The sequence below is a fragment of the Streptomyces sp. SID3343 genome, from assembly GCF_009865215.1.
Lineage (GTDB): Bacteria > Actinomycetota > Actinomycetes > Streptomycetales > Streptomycetaceae > Embleya.
The window spans coordinates 1-19,659 of record NZ_WWJX01001515.1; the positions used below are offsets into that span (position 1 = coordinate 1).

15 protein-coding genes are annotated in these 19,659 nt (G+C 72.3%); 13 read left to right on the top strand and 2 right to left on the bottom strand.

The window, feature by feature from the left end:
- Positions 1-171: 171 nt before the first annotated feature.
- Complete coding sequence (locus GT354_RS56950; protein WP_346012507.1) at positions 172-675, bottom strand: antitoxin; 504 nt, start codon at positions 673-675, stop codon at positions 172-174.
- A gap of 271 nt (positions 676-946) precedes the next feature.
- Between GT354_RS56950 and miaA the strand changes: the two genes are divergently transcribed.
- The 6 genes from miaA (at position 947) to hflX (ending at position 8,133) form a co-directional block, all read left to right on the top strand.
- Positions 947-1,855, top strand: a complete 909-nt coding sequence (gene miaA, locus GT354_RS47735; protein WP_161364088.1) for a tRNA (adenosine(37)-N6)-dimethylallyltransferase MiaA — start codon at positions 947-949, stop codon at positions 1,853-1,855.
- Between the two features lie 96 nt (positions 1,856-1,951).
- Positions 1,952-3,742, top strand: coding sequence for a gamma-glutamyltransferase (gene ggt, locus GT354_RS47740; RefSeq protein ID WP_161364138.1), 1,791 nt, complete (start codon positions 1,952-1,954; stop codon positions 3,740-3,742).
- A gap of 124 nt (positions 3,743-3,866) precedes the next feature.
- On the top strand, positions 3,867-4,739 hold the full coding sequence (gene dapF / locus GT354_RS47745) for a diaminopimelate epimerase (RefSeq protein WP_161364090.1): 873 nt from the start codon (positions 3,867-3,869) through the stop codon (positions 4,737-4,739).
- An 86-nt stretch (positions 4,740-4,825) separates the two neighbouring features.
- Entirely contained in the window at positions 4,826-5,560 is a 735-nt protein-coding gene (locus GT354_RS47750; RefSeq protein WP_161364092.1) for a hypothetical protein, read from the top strand.
- Between the two features lie 207 nt (positions 5,561-5,767).
- A complete protein-coding gene (locus GT354_RS47755; protein ID WP_161364094.1) occupies positions 5,768-6,487 on the top strand; it encodes a DUF4097 family beta strand repeat-containing protein in 720 nt (239 codons plus the stop codon).
- A 131-nt stretch (positions 6,488-6,618) separates the two neighbouring features.
- Positions 6,619-8,133 carry a GTPase HflX gene (gene hflX / locus GT354_RS47760; protein ID WP_161364096.1) on the top strand — a complete coding sequence of 505 codons (1,515 nt, stop codon included), beginning with the start codon at positions 6,619-6,621 and terminating at the stop codon, positions 8,131-8,133.
- A 138-nt stretch (positions 8,134-8,271) separates the two neighbouring features.
- On the opposite strand, the gene GT354_RS47765 is transcribed toward hflX, so the two are convergent.
- The gene (locus GT354_RS47765; protein ID WP_161364098.1) at positions 8,272-9,354 is read right to left on the bottom strand and encodes a hypothetical protein; all 1,083 of its coding nucleotides are present in this window, start codon (positions 9,352-9,354) and stop codon (positions 8,272-8,274) included.
- A gap of 210 nt (positions 9,355-9,564) precedes the next feature.
- Between GT354_RS47765 and GT354_RS47770 the strand changes: the two genes are divergently transcribed.
- The 7 genes from GT354_RS47770 to GT354_RS47800 all read left to right on the top strand — a co-directional run bounded on the left by GT354_RS47770 (position 9,565) and on the right by GT354_RS47800 (position 19,529).
- Positions 9,565-11,061: a diaminobutyrate--2-oxoglutarate transaminase family protein gene (locus tag GT354_RS47770; RefSeq protein WP_161364100.1), complete on the top strand. Its 1,497-nt coding sequence runs from the start codon at positions 9,565-9,567 to the stop codon at positions 11,059-11,061.
- Positions 11,058-12,563 (top strand): aspartate aminotransferase family protein, encoded by a 1,506-nt coding sequence (locus GT354_RS47775; protein WP_161364102.1) that lies wholly within the window; start codon positions 11,058-11,060, stop codon positions 12,561-12,563. The genes GT354_RS47770 and GT354_RS47775 overlap by 4 nt, the downstream gene beginning before the upstream one ends.
- Before the next feature lie 252 nt (positions 12,564-12,815).
- A complete protein-coding gene (locus GT354_RS47780; RefSeq protein WP_161364104.1) occupies positions 12,816-14,630 on the top strand; it encodes an IucA/IucC family protein in 1,815 nt (604 codons plus the stop codon).
- Between the two features lie 28 nt (positions 14,631-14,658).
- The gene (locus tag GT354_RS47785; protein ID WP_161364106.1) at positions 14,659-15,327 is read left to right on the top strand and encodes a GNAT family N-acetyltransferase; all 669 of its coding nucleotides are present in this window, start codon (positions 14,659-14,661) and stop codon (positions 15,325-15,327) included.
- The gene (locus GT354_RS47790; RefSeq protein ID WP_161364108.1) at positions 15,324-16,796 is read left to right on the top strand and encodes a SidA/IucD/PvdA family monooxygenase; all 1,473 of its coding nucleotides are present in this window, start codon (positions 15,324-15,326) and stop codon (positions 16,794-16,796) included. Before GT354_RS47785 ends, GT354_RS47790 begins: the two co-directional genes overlap by 4 nt.
- 79 nt (positions 16,797-16,875) lie before the next feature.
- Positions 16,876-18,585 carry an IucA/IucC family siderophore biosynthesis protein gene (locus GT354_RS47795; protein ID WP_237536177.1) on the top strand — a complete coding sequence of 570 codons (1,710 nt, stop codon included), beginning with the start codon at positions 16,876-16,878 and terminating at the stop codon, positions 18,583-18,585.
- Positions 18,586-18,671: 86 nt separating this feature from the next.
- The gene (locus GT354_RS47800; protein WP_161364111.1) at positions 18,672-19,529 is read left to right on the top strand and encodes a carbon-nitrogen hydrolase family protein; all 858 of its coding nucleotides are present in this window, start codon (positions 18,672-18,674) and stop codon (positions 19,527-19,529) included.
- Positions 19,530-19,659 lie beyond the last annotated feature (130 nt).

Below are 19,659 nucleotides of genomic sequence, written 5' to 3' on the forward strand. Positions count from 1 at the left end.
GGAGAGGGGCGCGACGGGCGCCTGCTGTACCACGACGCGCCTTACGGGGTGGGCTACTTCGTGGCGCTGTGGTGCTGACCGGCCGTCGCCGGATCCGGCCGCTTCGGCTGCCGCCCCCGATACCCGAGCGGGCGGCGGCCACCGGGATTCGGTGACCGCCGCCCGCACCCGTCAGGCGGTGGGGTCCGCCGGGGGCTGTGTCGGGGGAGCCGCTTGCGGGGCCGCGTCGGGGCCGGGGCCCTTGTCGCCGGCCTTGCCCAGGCCCTCCTTGGCCTTGTCGGACGCGCTGCGGATCTTGTCGGTGTGCTTGCCGCCGGTCTTGGTGTCGGCGATGTCGGCGGCCTTGTCGATGCCCTTGTCCGCCTTGTCGCCGTGCTGGCCCAGCAGGCCCTCGGCCTTGGCCTTGAGGTTGTCGAAGACACCCATGTCCTGCTCCTCCTCGGGATCGCCCTCGGCGGCCGATGCGACGACCGCGTCCCCGGGGGCCCGGGGGGCGGGCGTCGTGGCCGCCGCCGGCACCGGTGCCTGCTCGGCCTCGGTGACCGCGTCGGCCGGCGCCGCGGGCCGGTCCTCGACCAGCGTGGCGGTGTCCGTGCCCGCCGCGTTTCGCGAGCAACAGGAGCCGCTCTCCTCCGACGTGCTCGGACGCCGCTTGAACCAGTCGAAAACACTCACAATTTCTCCTAGACCGTATGTCTGTGGTCGTCGTCGTGCATTTTGTAGGTGCCGCCGCGCCACGGCCCGCCGTGTGGCCCGATCCCACCCGGCCGCCCGCGGCAGCGCCGGGAACACCCGGCTCGCCGGAGATCAACGAGTCGGGACGACACCGGTCACGACCATCCGGCCGGCCGTACCGCAACGAGGGACGGCGGGCGCGGACCACGGCGGGGCGGCCCGGGGGCGACGGCGGGTCGGAGCGGGGTCGGCGATCCGGCAGACTTGGGGGGTGAGTCCCCGTGTCATAGCCGTCGTCGGCCCCACTGCGGCCGGAAAGTCCGATCTGGGTGTGGCCTTGGCCCGCGCGCTGGACGGCGAGGTGATCAACACCGATTCCATGCAGCTGTACAAAGGCATGGACATCGGCACCGCCAAGCTGACCGTCGACGAGCGCGCCGGCGTCCCGCACCACCTGCTCGACGTGTGGGAGGTGACCGATTCCGCGAGTGTCGCCGCGTACCAGCGCGACGCCCGGGCCGTGGTCGACGACCTGCTCGCGCGCGGGCGCACCCCCGTCCTGGTCGGTGGTTCCGGTCTGTACGTGCGAGCCGTCCTGGACGACCTCGAATTCCCCGGGACCGACCCCGCGGCCCGGGCCCGCTTGGAGGCCGAGGCGGAGCGGATCGGGCCGGGCCCGATGCACGCGCGCCTGGCCGAGCTCGACCCGCAGGCCGCCGCCGCGATCCTGCCGGGCAACGTGCGCCGGATCGTGCGCGCTCTGGAGGTCATCGAACTCACCGGCCGCCCCTTCACGGCGACCCTTCCCGGCCACACGTCCTACTACGACAGCCTCCAGATCGGGGTGGACGTCTCCCGCCCGGTCCTGGACGAGCGGATCGCCACGCGGGTGGAACGGATGTGGGCGGCGGGCCTGGTGGACGAGGTGCGCGAGCTGGCGAAGGTCGGGCTGCGCGACGGGCGCACCGCGTCGCGCGCGCTCGGCTACGCGCAGGTGCTGCGACTGCTGGCCGGCGAGTGCACCGAGGACGAGGCCAAGGAGGACACGGTGCGCACGACCCGCCGGTTCGCCCGCAGGCAGGACACGTGGTTCCGCCGCGACCCTCGGATCGAGTGGCTCGACCACGCCCGATCGGACCTGGAAGCCGCCGCGCTCGAACGGGTGATCCCTCCCGGGTAGGGGTGTTGTGGGTGGGGCGAGCGTGGCACGGTGGGAGATCCGTGCCACAACACCTGCTCGGGGGAGGCGGTCGTGATCCGCACCGTTCGTCGCGCCATGGCGCTGTGCGCGGCCCTTGGTCTCGCACTGACCGTTCCGGGGGTCGCGTCCGCGCATCCCGCTGATCGACCCGGGGGCCCGGCCAAACAGCCTGTCGCCACCGGCTGGGGCGGGGCGGTCGCCAGCGTCGACGCCGACGCGACCGCGATCGGGCTCGACGTGCTGCGCCGCGGCGGCAACGCGGTGGACGCCGCGATCGCCACGGCCGCGGCCCTGGGCGTCACCGAGCCCTACTCGTCGGGTCTGGGCGGAGGCGGCTACTTCGTCTACTACGACGCGCGCAGCCGTACGGTCAAGACCATCGACGGCCGCGAGACCGCGCCCGCCAAGATGCAGCAGAACGCGTTCCTGGACCCGGCGACCGGGCTGCCCATCCCGTTCGACCAGGGCGTCAACTCCGGCCTGTCGGTGGGCGTTCCCGGGACGCCGCAGACGTGGAACACCGCGCTGCGCCGCTGGGGCACGATCGGCCTGCGCGACGCGCTGCGGCCCGCCGCCGCGCTCGCCGACCGCGGCTTCGTCGTCGATCGGACGTTCCGCGACCAGACCGCGGCGAACCAGAGCAGATTCGACGACATCGCGCCCACCGCGAAGCTGTTCCTGCCGGGCGGGCAGCCGCCGACCGTCGGCAGCGTCTTTCGCAACCCCGACCTGGCCAGGACCTACGACCGGCTCGGCCGCGAGGGCGTGGACTGGCTCTACCGCGGCGGCCTCGGGCGCGAGGTCGTGCGGACCGCGCAGCAGCCGCCGATGGCGCCCGGCGCCGACCGCGTCTTCAGGCCCGGCCTGATCGAGACCGGCGACCTCGCGCGCTACGGGGTCATCGAACGCAAGCCCACCCGGGTCGACTACCGCGGCCTCGACGTCTACTCCATCGCGCCGTCCTCCTCGGGAGGGTCCACCGTCGGTGAGGCACTCGACATCCTGGAGACCACCGACCGGCGCCGGATGGACGACGTCACGGCCGCGCACTACTACCTGGAGGCATCGCGCCTGGCGTTCGCCGACCGCAACCGCTACGTCGGCGACCCGGCGTTCGTGGACGTGCCGCTCCAGGGCCTGCTGTCCGACGGTTTCGCGAAGGAGCGGGCGTGCCTGATCGACCCGAACCGGGCCGCCGTGAGTCCCGTACCGCCGGGTGACCCCACGGCGCCCTACGACCGGCGCTGCGCGGCGAGCGGCACCCCGGAGGCGAGCGAGCCGACCGAGGGGCTGTCCACGACCCACCTGGTCACCGCCGACCGGTGGGGCAACACGGTGTCCTACACGCTGACCATCGAGCAGACCGGCGGCAGCGCGATCACCGTGCCGGGCCGCGGCTTCCTGCTCAACAACGAACTCACCGACTTCGATTTCGCGCCGCTCACCCCCGGCGTGTTCGACCCGAACCTGCCGGCGCCGGGCAAGCGACCGCGCAGCAGCATCTCGCCGACCATCGTGCTCAAGGACGGTCGTCCGTTCCTGGCGCTCGGCTCGCCCGGCGGCGCGACCATCGTCACCACGGTGCTCCAGGTGCTCGACGGGCGCCTGGACCGCGGTCTGACGCTGCCGCAGGCGGTGGCCGCGCCCCGCCTGTCGCAGCGCAACGGCGCCGCGACCGAGGTCGAGCCGGGCGTGCCGGCGGCGCTGCGCGCGGGGCTCCAGGACCGCGGGCACGTGCTCAAGGACAACCCGGAGATCGGCGCCGTGGCGGCCCTCGAATTCCTCCGCGGGGGGCGGATCCAGGCGGTCGCCGAACCGACCCGCAGAGGCGGCGGAGCGGCGGGGGTGGTCCGACCCGGCGGGTAACAGGCCCGGTGGGAGCGCACACCGCGACGGTCCCGACGGAGCACTCGCCGGGGCCGTCGCGCGCGGGCCGGGGGATCGCCGGACGGCTGCTCCGCACTCGTTCGGCGGACCCTAGAATTGCCCGGTGAGCACTCTGCACTTCTTCAAGGGTCACGGCACCGAGAACGACTTCGTCATCGTCGCGGACGTCGACGGTGAACTGGAGCTGACGGCCGACCTGGTCGCGGCCCTGTGTGATCGCCGAGCGGGGATCGGCGGCGACGGGCTGCTGCGGGTCGTGCGCTCCGCCAAGGATCCGGCCGCCGAGCACCTGGCGGGCGAGGCCGAGTGGTTCATGGACTACCGCAACGGCGACGGGTCGATCGCCGAGATGTGCGGCAACGGCGTGCGGGTGTTCGCCCGCCACCTCGTCGAGCGTGGGCTCGCCGCGGCCGGTGGGATGCGGATCGCCACACGTGGTGGGATCAAGGTCGTCACGGTCCCCGTCGAACCCGACGGCGCGATCACCGTCGACATGGGCGTGGCCCGCCTGCCCGGCTCGGCCGGTATCGGTGTCGACGTCGCCGGACGGGTGCGGCCCGCCACCAACGTCGACATGGGCAATCCGCACGCGGTCGTGTTCGTGGACGACCTCGCCGATGCGGGCAGCTTGTACACCGCGCCGACGGTGTCCCCCGAAGGTGCCTATCCCGACGGCGTCAACGTCGAGTTCGTGGTGCGTCGCGCGCCGGGACACGTGGCGATGCGCGTGCACGAGCGCGGCTCGGGCGAGACCCGGTCGTGCGGTACGGGCGCGTGCGCGGTCATGGTGGCCGTCGCGCGGGCCGACGGCGTCGAGCCGGGCGTGAGCGGCGAGCCCGCGACCTACACGGTGGACGTGCCCGGTGGCACGCTCACGATCACCGAGCGGGTGGACGGCCACATCGAGATGACCGGGCCCGCCGTGATCGTCGCCGAGGGCGACGTCGACCTCGATCGCCTTCGCGACCGGCGCTGAATCGTCTTCACGCGTTCGGCGCCTCGTGGTAAGCAGTGCCTGACATCGTCAAGCATTCGTTCCGGGGGTCGAGGATGGGCAGCAGCATGGACACCGCGCGGGCCACCGCGAGCGCGGTCAAGAAGACCGTCCAGGCGGGCGGCGCGTTCTTCTTCGCGCCCACCACGATCGCGCGTGGCGCCGAACTGGGCCTGGACGGCGTGACGTTGTACGTCGCCGGTCGCGGTGGCGTCCTCGGGGACGTCGGCGACGACGCCGTGGTCGCCGCGTTTCACCACTTCGCCCCCGGCACGCTGATCCCGCTGTGGGCCGCCGGGGCGAAGGTCTCGCCGCCCGCCCGGACCGGCGCGCTGTACGCCGAATGCGCCCGGGCATGGGGCCGCGAGCACCTGGCCGACCTGCCCGACGTCGAGCGGCTCGCACACGTGACGACGCGGATCATCCGCGCGAACGACCTCGGCGCTCTCGCGCCGCTTTACAGCGCGTGGCGCGCGGTACCCCTTTCGGATGACGCTCCCGCGGTGCTCGCGCAGAACCTGCAGACCCTGCGCGAGCACCGCGGCGGGCTGCACGTACTGGCGCTGGCCGCGCATCGGATCCGGCCCTTGGAGGCCCAGTTGGCCGAGGGCAGTCCCTATGTCGGGTTCTATGGTCACGAAAAGCCGTTTCCCCAGGTCACGGCCGATTTGACGGCCCGTCGGGAGGCGGCCGAAAAACTCACCGACGAGCTTGTCGCGGCGGCCTACGCGGTGCTTGCCGAGGACGAGTCGGCGGACTTCGCGGCGCTCGCCCCCACCGTCGGCGCACACCTCGCGTCCTGAGCGCGTGGGTACCGAGGTCCGGGAGAACCCCGAGATCCGTCCTGCCGTGGGGTGGACGAACTCGGGGTCCTCTCCTGCCAGGGAAGGACCCAAGGGACCCGACGCCGGAGCGACGCGGACCACGTGCGGGGCTTCCTAGCCTGGAGGAGAGCGGGGGAGAGGTCGTGCGTTCGGGCGACGCGCCCCGCCCCGACCCAAGGAGACCGCATGTCTGCCCGCAAACGTCGATTGGCCCTGTTGGCGCCGCTTGTCGCGCTGCCGCTCGTCCTGACCGCGTGTGAGTTCAACGTCGACAGCGACGGCGTCGACGTCGGCAGCGAGAAGAAGGACTCGTCGTACGACGTGTCGCAGACGGTGCGTTCGCTCAAGGTGGACAGCAACGCCGGCAACGTCAAGGTGACCGAATCCGACGTCAAGAACGTCAAGGTCGTCGAGAAGATGCGCTACGACAAGAACGAGCCGACCACGACGCACGACGTGGACGGCAACGGTGCGCTGACGCTGGACTACAAGTGCGCGACCAACAAGGCGTGCTTCGTGGCGTACGAGGTGACCGTGCCGCGCGGGGGCGTCGCGATCGACGTACGCACCGACGCCGGCAACGTGACCCTGCGCGACCTGACCGGGACGCTTGACCTGCACACGAGCGCGGGCAAGATCGACGGCGAGAACCTGGGCTCGGCCAAGGTGACCGCGCAGACCACCGCGGGTTCGATCGACATCTCCTTCACGAAGGCCCCCACCGACGTCGACGCCAAGACCGACGCGGGTCGGGCCACGGTGCGGGTGCCGGGCGGGCAGACGTACGCGGCCGACGTCACCACCACGGTGGGCAACGCCGATGTCAAGGTGCAGCGCAACGACGCGTCGCCCAACCGGATCAAGGTGCACACCGGTGCCGGCCAGGCGCGCCTGTTGACGTCCTGACCAGGGAAACCGAGGGGGACACGTCGGTTCGGCCGAAAACCCGGATGCCCGCGTGAGCGCTGTCGTGGGACCATCGTGAGGGCCGTACGCGGGGAATGCGGCGGCCTGCCGACTACGTTGAACAGGACGATATGACTTCTCGCTCTCACCGCGCCGGAAACGACGACACGGACACGACTCAAGGCTTCGACCAGGCTGACGCCATCGACGCCGACGACGATGGGGCGTCCTTCGACGGATTCGGATCGGGCGATGACGTCGGGACCGGTCCTGTCGACTGGGACGGCGACCAATTCGACCGGGCGGATCGCTCCGCGCTCCGCCGCATCGCCGGTCTCTCCACCGAGCTGACCGACGTCACCGAGGTCGAATACCGACAGCTTCGGCTGGAACGGGTCGTGCTCGTCGGGGTCTGGACCGAAGGCACCGCCGCAGACGCCGAATATTCGCTCAAGGAACTCGCCGCGCTCGCCGAGACGGCGGGCTCGGAAGTGCTGGACGGGCTGATCCAGCGCCGAGACAAGCCGGACCCGGCCACGTACATCGGCTCCGGTAAAGCCAAGGAATTGCGTGACGTGGTGCTGGCCACCGGCGCCGACACGGTCGTGTGCGACGGTGAACTGACGCCGGGCCAGCTCATTCAGCTCGAAGACGTGGTCAAGGTCAAGGTCGTGGACCGCACGGCCCTGATCCTGGACATCTTCGCGCAGCATGCCAAGTCCCGTGAGGGCAAGGCCCAGGTCTCGCTCGCGCAGATGCAGTACATGCTTCCGCGCCTGCGTGGCTGGGGTGCGTCGCTGTCGCGCCAGATGGGTGGCGGCGGCGGTGGCGGGATGGCCACGCGTGGTCCGGGTGAGACGAAGATCGAGACCGATCGTCGGCGCATCCGGGAGAAGATGGCCAAGATGCGCCGCGAGATCGCGGACATGAAGAAGGGCCGCGACACCAAGCGCCAGGAACGGCGCCGCAACGCGATCCCCTCGGTGGCCATCGCGGGCTACACCAACGCGGGCAAGTCCTCGATCCTGAACCGGCTGACCGGTGCGGGCGTGCTCGTGGAGAACGCGCTGTTCGCCACCCTCGACCCGACCGTGCGTCGGTCCGAGACGCCGAGCGGCCGGGTGTACACGCTGGCCGACACCGTCGGCTTCGTGCGCCACCTTCCGCACCAACTCGTGGAGGCGTTCCGCTCGACCCTCGAAGAGGTCTCCGACGCGGATCTGATCCTGCACGTGGTGGACGGCTCCGATCCCACTCCAGAGGCGCAACTCGCCGCCGTGCGCGAGGTGTTCTCCGAGGTGGAGGCGCACAAGGTGCGCGAGATCGTGGTGGTCAACAAGGCCGACGCGGCCGACCCGGAGGTGTTGGCGCGGCTGCTGCGCAAGGAGAAGCACGCGATCGTCGTGTCGGCCCGTACCGGGCAGGGCATCGACGAGTTGCTCGCGCTGATCGACGACGAACTCCCGCGTCCCGACATCGAGATCGAGGTGGTCGTGCCCTACGACCGCGGCGAGCTGGTGGCGAAGGTGCACGGAACCGGCGAGCTGCTGGCGACGGAGCACCGCGAGGAGGGCACGTGGTTGCACGCCCGGGTCGGCCGGCAACTCGCCGCCGAACTGGAGCGGTTCGTGGTGGTCAAGAACTGACGCGGTGAGCCGATGCGGCGCGGCGGGTCGGTCGGACCGATCCGTCGCGTGGTGCGCCGGTGTACGAAACCAGGGCCCGGCCCGCGCACGAGCAATCGTGGGTGAGCCGGGCCCTCGGCGTTCGCGGGGGTGGTGCGCTCAGCGTTTGCGCTTGAGGGTGTCGAGCATTCGGCGGGCGTCCTGGCTCAGGTAGGGGCCCGCGATCCAGGTGTGTCCGGCGCCGCTGAGCGCGCTGTTGCCGATCAGGCACAGGCCGCCGGTGGGGCACGGGGCGTACCAACCGCCGCCACTGGCTCCCGCGGTCATCGTGCAGCCGATGCGCAGCAGGGGCGGGGCGGCGGGGTCCACGCTCATCCGGCGCGGGTCCTGCGAGCACCCGTACATGGCCAGGCCGTCGAAGGGCGCGTCCTGTGGATAGCCGTAGGCGCTCGTGCTGGGCAGGTCGCGCGGGGCGTCGAACCACACCGAGACCGCGCGGCCGACGACCTCTTCGAGGCTGCGGGGGCCGCCGTCGGGGTTGCGCACCTCCATCACCGCGAAGTCGAACGCGGTGGCGGGGGAGGTGGTGTCGGTGCCGCCGGCGCGCCATTGCTCCGATGTGGCCACCGAGGTGGCCCACCACTGCCCGAAGGGCGCGACCGGGCCCGGGTTGCCGAGGTTGTCCAGGGTGCCCTGGCCGCTGCTGTTGAACGCGGGCACGAACTGCATGCTGGTGAACCAGGTGCCCGCGTGTCCGGCGTGCACGCAGTGCCCGGCGGTCCACACGAGGTTGCTGCGGCCCGGGCGTTTGGGGTCGGCTATCACGGTGCCGGAGCACGTGGACGGGCCGTCGGGGGCCTCGAAGAACAGCTTGCCGACCGCGCTGGTGCCGTTGCCGCTCGCGTAGGGGCGCGGGACGGCGCGGGCCTGTACCGGCGGTGGTTTGGCCTGTGCGAGCGCGTCGGGCAGTGGGGACCAGGACGGCTGGACGGTGTTCGGCGTGCCGGGGGCGGGCGGGGCGGGGGGCCCGTCGTCGAGTTTGGGGTCGCGGGGCTTGGCCCGGCTCATTCGCTCGGGGGTCCAGTGCGCGGGATCGCCCGGATCGGCGAGGGTCGAGGGGCCGTGGTCGGTGGTGCCGTCCGTGCCGCCGCCGGCCAGTGTCAGTGCCATGACGGTGCCCGTCACCAGCAAAGACATCGCCACCGTCAACGCGACGAACAGCGTGCGAACGCCGCGCGTCAAGCGCCTACCTCCCCGTGTGTCCCCCGTATGTGACCGGTCGACAGTATCGGAGGGGCGGATGGCCGTGTTCGGGCGGCGGTTGCCTCGTTGATTCACCGGGGGACCGCCGATCCGGCGATGTCACTCTTTGTGATTGCGAGTTTGCACTCCGTCACCGTTCTGAGGTAAGCCTTACCTCGATCACGATCGCCTTGTGGAGGTGCCGCAGTCATGACCGCCGCCCTGACCAGGCCGGACGACCGCTCCGGTACCGAGGTCCCCGCGCCGAAGGAGCCGACCACGGACGGTTTCGCCGCGGACGCGGTGACCGAGGCGACGATCGGCCGCCAACGCTCGCCGGAGCCCGATGCGCAGGCCATCCTGCGCAGACAGGCCGCCCGCGAGTCCTCGGCGCGTACCTACGCGCGATCGTTGCCGATCGTCCCGGTGCGGGCCCGAGGGATGACGGTCGAAGGGGCCGACGGTCGGCGCTACCTCGACTGCCTGTCCGGCGCGGGCACGTTGGCGCTCGGGCACAACCACCCCGTCGTGCTCGCGGCGATCCGCGGCGTGCTCGACACGGGTGCGCCGCTGCACGTGCTCGACCTCGCGACGCCGGTCAAGGACCGGTTCGTGGAGGAGTTGTTCGCGACGCTCCCGCCGGAGTTGGCGCGCGACGGGCGGATCCAGTTCTGTGGGCCGGCCGGCACCGACGCGGTGGAGGCGGCGCTCAAGCTCGTGCGCACCGCGACCGGGCGGCGCGGGGTGGTCGCGTTCACCGGCGCCTATCACGGGATGACGGCCGGCGCGCTCGCGGTCAGTGGTGACACCGCGATCCGCGACGCGACCGGGGCGGGCAGCGGCGACACGATCCGGCTGCCGTTCCCGCAGGGATACCGCTGCCCGTTCGGCATCGGTGGCGTGCGGGGCGAGCGGGCGGCGGCGTACCAGGCCCGCTCGCTGCTCGAGGATCCCGGTGGTGGCGTGCCCGCGCCCGCCGGGATGATCGTGGAACCGGTCCAGGGCGAGGGCGGGGTGCTGCCCGCGCCCGACGAGTGGTTGCGCGAGATGCGGCGGATCACCACCGAGCGTGGCATCGCGTTGATCGCCGACGAGGTGCAGACCGGGCTCGGGCGCACCGGCGCGATGTGGGGGGTGGACCACGCGGGTGTGGTGCCCGACGTCATGGTCGTCTCCAAGGCGATCGGTGGCAGTCTGCCGCTCGCGGTGGTGGTGTATCGCGCCGAGTTGGACCGCTGGTGGCCGGGCGCGCACGCGGGGACGTTCCGCGGCAATCAGCTCGCGATGGCGGCGGGGGCGGCGACCATCGCGCATGTGCGCGAGCATCGGCTCGACGAACACGCGGGTCGGCTCGGTGCGCGGGTGTCGGGCGCGTTGCGGGACCTGATGGCCGCTCAGCCGGCGATCGGCGAGGTGCGCGGGCGGGGTCTGATGATCGGCGTGGAGATCGTCGAGCCCGACGCGGGGCCTGATGCGCTGGGGGCTCGACCGCCGGCGCCGCGGCTCGCGGTGGCGGTGCGGCGCGAGGCGTTGGGGCGCGGGTTGATCATCGAGTTGGGTGGGCGGCACAACAGCGTGGTGCGGCTGTTGCCGCCGTTGACGATGACCGATGTGCAGGCCGACGCGGTATTGGAGCGGCTGAGCGACGCGATCGAGGCGGCGCGGGCCGCGTACGGGGCGCGGTCGGCTGACGGGGAGTCGGCGTGAAGGCGGCCGCGTCGATCGGGCCGCCGCTCGCGGGGGGCGTCACCGGGGCGGGCGCGCTGGGCGAATCGGTGCGGGTGGCGTTGGCCGCGTTGGAGCGTGGGGCGTCGGCGCGGGGTGGTCCGTTGCCGGCGGGTGGGCCGCAGGGGGTCGCGGCCGAGGTGGCGCGCGTGTTGGGCACGGCGCGCGTGGTGACGCGCCCACAGGGGGCCGGCCCCGGGGTGCTGCCGGTGCTCGGGGTGGGCGAGTCGGCGGCGCTTGACGAGTTGACCACGCTGTTGGCGTGGGGGTCCGCGGATCCGGCCGATCCGCGCTGTGCGGGCCACCTGCACTGTCCGCCGCTCGCGGTCGCGGTGGCGGCCGATCTGGTGGCGTCGGCGCTCAACGGTTCGCTCGACTCGTGGGACCAGGCGCCGGTGGCGACGGTGTTGGAGGTCGAGGTGGTCGCGGCGCTCGCGGCGTTGGTCGGCTTCTCGGCGGCGGCGGGTGGCTCGGTGACCAGTGGCGGGACCGAGTCCAACCTGATGGGTCTGTTGCTGGCGCGGGACGCGTCGGGCCCGGGGGTGGGCCGGCGGCGGATCCTGTGTTCGCAGGCCGCGCACTTCTCGGTGCGGCGGTGCGCGGGGGTGCTGGGGCTGGGCGAGGACGCGGTGGTCACGGTGCCGGCCGGTGCCGATCACCGGATGGATCCGCTCGCGCTGGCGGCGGCGTGTCGGCGGGTGGTGGCGGGCAACGACCGGATCACCGCGATCGTTGCCACGGCCGGCACCACCGATCTGGGTGCGGTCGAGCCGCTGTCCGAGATCGCCGCGGTGGCGGCCGAGTTCGACACGTGGTTGCACGTGGACGCGGCGTACGGCGGTGGGGCGTTGTTCTCCGATCGCCTGGCGCCGTTGCTCGCCGGGCTCGACCGGGCCCATTCGGTGGGCCTGGATCTGCACAAGCTCGGTTGGCAGCCGATCGCCGCCGGGGTGTTCCTGGTGCGTGACGCGGCGCTGTTGGCGCCGCTCGCGCAGCGCGCCGCCTATCTGAATCCGGACGACGACGAACAGGCGGGCTATTTCAGCCTGCTGGGTCGTTCGCCGCGCACGACGCGGCGCGCCGACGTGTTCAAGATCGCGGTCACGTTGCGTGCGCTCGGGCGGGCCGGGCTCGGCGTGCTCGTGGACCGCTGCCACGACCTGGCCCGGCATGCGGCCGGGGTGATCCATGCGCACCCGCGCTTGGAGTTGGTCGCCGATCCGGTGCTGACGTCGGTCGTCTTTCGCTACCTTCCCCGGCACCCGGTGGGCCCGGAGGAATCGGATCGGATCAACGCCGCGCTGCGCCGTCGGCTGCTGGGCGAGGGGCGCGCGGTCGTGGGCAGGACCGAGATCGGCGCGGGCGCCGGGTCGGTGCGGCTCAAGCTCACCCTGCTCAATCCGTACGCGAGCGTCGAGGATCTGGACGCGCTGTTGGACCTGGTGGTCGACGCGGGGCGCACGGAAAGCCCACCGACCACCTGACGCTCCGTCATCACCGGGGAACCCCGCGCGCCGCTCTCGCGGTGCGCCCGGCATCGCCCAACAATCGAGACCACGGCGTTCCACCACCGGGAAGCGATCGAGATCGTCACCGGCGGCCCGCATGCGCTACCGCTACCGCTTTGACCGGCACTGCTGCGACTACGACGGCTTTGCCTGCCACCGCCCTGACAACTACCGCTCTTACCACCGATATCGGCCGTCGCGGCCGATCGAACACGACACGGAGCAGCGATGACCATCGCGGGTTTCGACCCGTCCGCAGTGTGGACGGACCCCGAAGCGGACCACCTCGACGCGCCGGATGCTCGGTACGCCGCAGACGGGGCGACCGTGGAATGTCTGCTGCGGTGCTGGGTTCGCGAACGCGCGGTGGCGCGGCCGAAGACGGACACGCTTACGATCGCGTTGCCCGCCACCGGGCTGAGCCTGTCGGTGCCGGTGCGCTATTGGTCTACCGCCGGGTGGCACCGGTTCGGCCTGCCGCATCTGGTCGGTGAGGGGCCGCTGAACGCGGTGCGGCTCGCGCTCGTGCTGGGCGACGAGGCGTCGGCGGCCTCCGCCGCGGCGGCCGCGGCCGTGGGGCCGGGGGCGGCCGAGGCGGGGGGTGGCGCGCCGGGCGACGCGTGCGGCGACACCGCGATCCGGGTGGCCGACTCGGTCACCCACACCGAGCGCTACATCGCCTACCGCCGCGAGCAGCCCGAGGACTCGCCCGGTACGACGCCGTTCCTGGCGGCGGAACAGTCGCTCGTGCTCGGCCACCCGATGCACCCCACGCCCAAGAGCCGGGACCGGATCGACCCCGTCGAGGATGCCGCGTGGTCGCCGGAGTTGCGTGGTGCGTTCGCGTTGCACTGGTTCGCCGCCGACGCCGACCTCGTCGCGCAGGACAGCGCGCTCGGGCGCGAGGCCGCCGACGTCCTGGCCGACTTCGCGGGCGACCTGCGCGCGCCCGCGGGCACCGTGCTGGTTCCCGCGCATCCGTGGCAGGCCCGCGACCTGCCCCGACGCCCGCACCTGCGCGCGCTGTTGGACGCGGGTCGGTTGCGCGCGCTCGGACCCGCGGGCGCGCCGTGGCATCCCACATCGTCGGTGCGCACCGTGTACCGGCCCGACGCCGACGTCATGCTCAAGCTGTCGCTGGGCCTGCGGATCACCAATTCGCGCCGGGAGAACCTGCCCAAGGAGTTGTTGCGCGGGATCGAGGTGCACCGTCTGTTGCGCTCGGGTCTGGAGCGCGAACTGCGTTCGGTACACCCCACGTTCGATATCGTTCGCGATCCCGCGTGGATCTCGGTCGCGCCGCCCGAGCCGTACCCGCGGGCGGATCGGCCCGCCGCGGGGATGGAACTGATGCTGCGCGCCAACGCGTTCGGGCCGGGCGACTCGGTGAGTTGTGTGGCCGCGCTGGTCGCCGAGCGCCCCGGCATCGGGCCCTCGCGCCTGGCCGCGTCGGTGTACGACCTTGCCACGCGCACCGGACGCACCCACGCGTCGGTGGCCCAGGAGTGGTTCGAGCGCTACCTGGCACTGGTCGCCGAACCCGTCCTGTGGCTCGACCGGCACGCCGGCGTCGCGCTGGAGGCGCACCACCAGAACACGCTCGTCCTGCTCGACGGCGACGGGCTGCCGATCGGCGGGCGCTTTCGCGACAACCAGGGCTACTACTTCCGTGCCTCACGCTCGGCCGATCTGGCCCGCCGGCTGCCGGCCGCGGGGATCGCCAGCGACACGATCGTGGCCGACGAGATCGCCGACGAGCGCTTGGCCTACTACCTGGGGTTCAACAACCTGCTGGGTTTGATCGGCGCGTTCGGCGCGCAACGCCTGGTCGACGAGCGGGTGTTGCTGGCCAGGACGCGCGCCGCGCTCGCGCCCTGGGCCGAGGAGCCGGGCGCCGCGCGCACGTTGCTCACCGATCCCCGGCCGCGGTGCAAGGCCAACCTGATGACCCGACTGCACGGCCTCGACGAACTCGTCGGGCCGGTGGCGACCCAGTCGGTGTACGTGCACATCCGCAATCCGCTCGCCGACGTCCCCGCGTGAGCCCCGTCCCCGGAGGTTTCGTCCCCGTATGAGCCCGTCATCGCTCTCGCCCCGCGCGAGTACCCTCGCCGAGGCGGAGACCGTTCGCCTGACCCCGCGTCACCTGCGCGCGGGACCGACCGGCCCTCTCGCCGAGGCTGCCCGCTGGGGCGCCGTCGCGTTGTCCGCGGGCCGGTTCTCGCTGCACGAGATCCACCCCAAGCGCGACGTGCCGCTGCTGCACGCGTGGATGAACGACCCGTCGATCGCGCATTGGTGGGACCTCGCCGGCGACGAGGACGTGGTGCGCCGACACCTGGCGACCCGGGCGCTGCGCGCACCGGGCGGTTGCTATCTGGGCTGCGTGGACGACGAGCCGATCAGCTACTGGGAGTTGTACCGGGCCGACCTCGACGAGCTGGCCCGCGTCTATCCCGCCCGCCCGCACGACGTGGGGATCCACCTCCTCGTCGGCCCGCCCGCGTGGCGCGGGCGCGGGATCGGCTCGCTGCTGCTGCGCGCGGTCACCGAGCTCGTACTGCGCGCGGCGCCCGACACCGCGCGCGTGGTCGCCGAACCCGACGTGCGCAACACCATCTCGATCGCGGCCTTCGAACGAGCCGGCTTCGAGCGGGTGGCTACCCTCGAACTCCCCGACAAAGCGGCCGCGTTGATGATGCGCCACCGGGTGCCGTCGGAAGCGGGTGCCCGGCCGTGAGCGCCCGACTTCCCGCGCCGCGCCGCGCCCCGGACCCGGGCTCGGTCGTGTACGACGTCGTGGGCGTCGGAGTCGGTCCCTTCAATCTGGCGCTCGCCGCGCTCGCCGATCGGATCGAGCCGCTGCGCACGCTCTTCCTCGACCGCGCCCCCGCGTTCAGCTGGCACCCGGGTCTGCTGCTCGACGGGACCACGCTCCAAGTGCCGTTCCTGGCCGACCTGGTCACCCTGGTCGACCCCACCAGCCCGTGGTCGTTCCTGGCCTATCTGGGCGCGCACGACCGGCTGTTCCCGTTCTACTTCGCCGAGCGCCTGCACGTGCCGCGCCGCGAATACGACCACTACTGCCGCTGGGTCGCCGAGTCGCTGCCGTCGGTGCGGTTCGCCGCCGACGTGGGATCGGTCGAGTGGGACGGCGACCTGTACCGGGTCTCGTTTCGCGACACGTCGAGCGGTGAGCGACACCGGGTGCACGCCCGGCACGTGGTGCTCGGCATCGGCACCGAACCGGTGGTGCCCGCGCCGTTCGCGCGTCTGCTGGGCGACAGCGTGTTGCACGCGGGCGACTACCTCGACCATCGCGAGAACCTCACCACCGCCGCGGACGTCACCGTGCTGGGCTCGGGGCAGTCCGGCGCCGAGGTGTTCCTGGATCTGCTGCGCCGCCGCACCGGGCCCGGACAGCGGCTGACCTGGCTGACCCGCTCACCGGCGTTCGCGCCCATGGAGTACTCCAAGCTGGGGCTGGAGCACTTCACGCCCGACTACACGCGCTACTTCCACGCGCTGCCCGAACCGGTCCGCGACCGGCTCGTGCCCGCGCAGTGGCAGTTGTACAAGGCGATCAGCGCGGAGACGATCGCCGCGATCCACGACGAGCTCTACGACCGCGGCATCGCGGGCGGGCGGGTGCGCGCGACGTTGATGCCCGACGTCACGGTCACCTCGGCGCGCGCCGGCCGCGAGGGCGTCGAACTGGGTTGCCGGCACGGCGAACAGGACCGCGCGTTCACGGTCCGCACCGACCGTGTCGTGCTCGCCACCGGCTACGCGCCACGCCATCCCGCGATGCTCGACCCGCTGGCCGACCTGATCGCGTGCGACGACGCGGGCCGGTGGTCGATCGACGTGGACCACCGGGTGCGCCTGGCCGCGCACGTCACCGGCGGCCTGTACACCCAAAACGCCGAACTGCACACGCACGGCGTGGGCACCCCCGATCTGGGTCTGGGTGCGCATCGGGCCGCGACCATCCTCAACTCCGTGTGCGGCAGCGCGGTCTACCGACTGCCGATCCGCACCGCGTTCACGACGTTCGGCCTGGCCGCGGGCGACACCGAACCCCCACGCCGGACCTCCCGACGGACCGCAACCGACCGAGCAGAGGTAGCCAATGTCGCAGTCGAACCCGGCAGCGGAGCCCATCGAGGCCGAACTGCCGCACCAGGGCGCTCGACACGCCGCGGCTGAGCCCACGTCCGGCGTCCCCGGCACGCGGCACGGCCTGTCCTTGACCGACCCGAACGTGTGGCGCCGGGTCAACCGCGAGATGATCGCCAAGTCGCTCGCCGAGTTCGCCTACGAGGAACTGCTCACCCCGGTCGCCGACGGAGCGGGCTACACCGTCGACGTGTCCGGCGACGTGCACTACCGATTCCGGGCCCGGCGCGGCGCCTACGACGCGTGGCACGTGGACCCGACGTCGGTCGAACGGGTCTGGGAGGGCGGCACGGACCCGGCCGAGGACATGCTCCAGTTCCTGCTCGACGCGCACACCGTGATCGGCGTGCCCGGCGACACCGCGGGCCACCTGGTGCGCGAGTTGACCGCGACGCTGGTCGCGGACGCGGCCGGCGCGGCGAGCGCGATCGACGCGGCGGCGCTCGCCGAGTTGGGTTACGCCGAACTCGAAGGACACCAGACCGGCCACCCGTGGATCGTGCCGAACAAGGGCCGGGTGGGCTTCTCCGCGAGTGACGCGCGCGGCTACGCCCCCGAGGCGCGACACCCACTGCGGCTGCCGTGGCTGGCCGTGCACCGCGACCTCGCGCAATACCGGGCGGTGCCGGACCTGACGGAGAGCCGGCTCTATGCCGAACAGCTGGATCCGGCCACCGTCGAGCGGTTTCGGCGGATCCTGACGGCGCGCGGCCTGAACCCCGACGAACACCTGTGGCTGCCCGTCCACCCGTGGCAGTGGGACGAGACGATCGCCACGCTGTTCGCCCCCGATCTCGCGGCCGGCCGGATCGTCTGGCTCGGCGAGGCCGAGGACCGCCATCTCGCGCAACAGTCGGTGCGCACCTTCCTCAACCTGGACCGGCCGAGCCGGCGCACCGTCAAACTCCCGCTGTCGGTGCTCAACACCCTGGTCTGGCGCGGCCTGCCGTCCGAGCGCACGCTCGCCGCGCCCGCGGTCACCGCGTGGGTGCTGGGGCTGCGCGAGCGCGACGCGTTCCTGCGCGACGAGTGTCGGGTGATCATGCTCGGCGAGACCGCGTCGGTCACCGTGCGGCACCCGATCCTGGAGGAACTGCCGGGCGTGCCCTACCAATACCGCGAACTGCTCGGCGCGATCTGGCGCGAACCGCTCGCCGCGCACCTGGTCGAGGGCGAACGCGCGCGCACCCTCGCCGCGCTCTTGCACGTGGATCCCGCGGGGCGTCCGTTCGTCGCCGAACTGATCGAGCGCTCGGGGTTGGCCCCGCGCGTGTGGCTGCGCCGGCTCTTCCACGCGATGCTGCCGCCGCTGCTGCACTGCCTGTACCGGTACGGGCTCGTGTTCTCCCCGCACGGGGAGAACGCGATCGTGGTCTTCGACGAGCACGACGTCCCGGCCCGGCTCGCGATCAAGGACTTCGTCGACGACGTCAACATCAGCGACCGGCCGCTGCCCGAACTCGACGACCTGCCCGCCGACGTCGCCGCCGTCCTGCTGCGCCAGACACCGGACTACCTGTGCCAGTTCATCCACGCGGCGCTGCTCGTGGGCCACTACCGCTACCTCGCCGATCTCGCGGCGGGCCACCTGGGCATTCCCCAGTCGGGCTTTTGGGCGCTGGTCCGCGAGGAAATCCTCGAACACCAGCAGGCGTTCCCCGAGTCGACGGATCGGTTCGAGCTGTTCGACCTGCTCACCCCGCGCATCGACCGCCTGTGCCTGAACCGCAATCGGCTGCTCCTGGACGGCTATCGGGACCGCCCGACCCGGCCCCACGTGAGCGCGCACGGGACGGTGCCCAACGCGCTGTGCATGTGACGCGCGGACCCGGAAAGGTGACACCGAGAGACAACCTGTCCGGTTTGCCGATGGTGTGATCCCGATCACGGTGCCAGAATGCGGCGGTGACCGACGTCGCCGAAACCGCGAGGCAACCGCTGAAGGTTGCCGCCGCCCAGGCCCGGACGCGGCCCGGCGACATCCCCGCGAATGTCGCCACGGCCGCGCAACTCGTGCGCTTCGCAGCCTCCGCCGGGGCCGATGTCGTGGTGCTCCCCGAGTTGTTCCTCTCCGGCTACGACCTCGACCTGTTCCGCCCCGACGTGAAGACCTGCGACATCGTGCCCGGCGACATCCGGCTGGGCGAACTCCAGGCCGCGTGCTACTCCACCCGCACCGTCGCCGTGGTCGGCGCCGCGGTGCGCCGCGCCGGCGGGCGCACCATCTCGCTCGTGGTGGTCGGCCGCGACGGCGACGCGCACATCGCCTACGACCGCCAACACCTGTGGCGCGAGGAGCGCGGGCTCTTTCGCCCCGGCGACCGCGGCGCCACCATCGAGATCGCCGGCTGGCGGCTGGGACTGGGCAGCGCGTACGACGTCAGCTTTCCCGAACACGTACGCGCGGCGGTGCACGACGGATGCGACGCGTACCTGTGCCCGGGAGTTTTCACCCGCGGCGACAGCGAACACCGACGCGATCTGTACTTCGCCGCCCGCGCCCTGGAGAACACGTGCTACACGGTGGTGGCCAACCACATCGGCGACACCGCGCTCGGCCCCGCGTGCGGGCGCAGCGGGGTGTACGGACCCGACGGGCGGGTGGTGATCGAGTCCGACGGGGAGCGCGTGGACGTGGTGACGGCCACCTTCCAGGACATCGAGATCGATGCCGCCCGCGAATGCCTGACCATGCTCGAGGACCTGCCCAGGTCACGGCGTTCGACGGCGGGCGAGCGGCGCGAGAACATCAAGCTCGACTGACCGGTACCGGCGCGGACCGACCGTTCGCGGTCGGACGGTCTTCGGCGGCTTCGCGGGACCCGAGTCTGGAAACGAGGGGCCCGACCGCCTACTCTCACCAGACCACCGTTCCTACCGACGGGTAACGGTG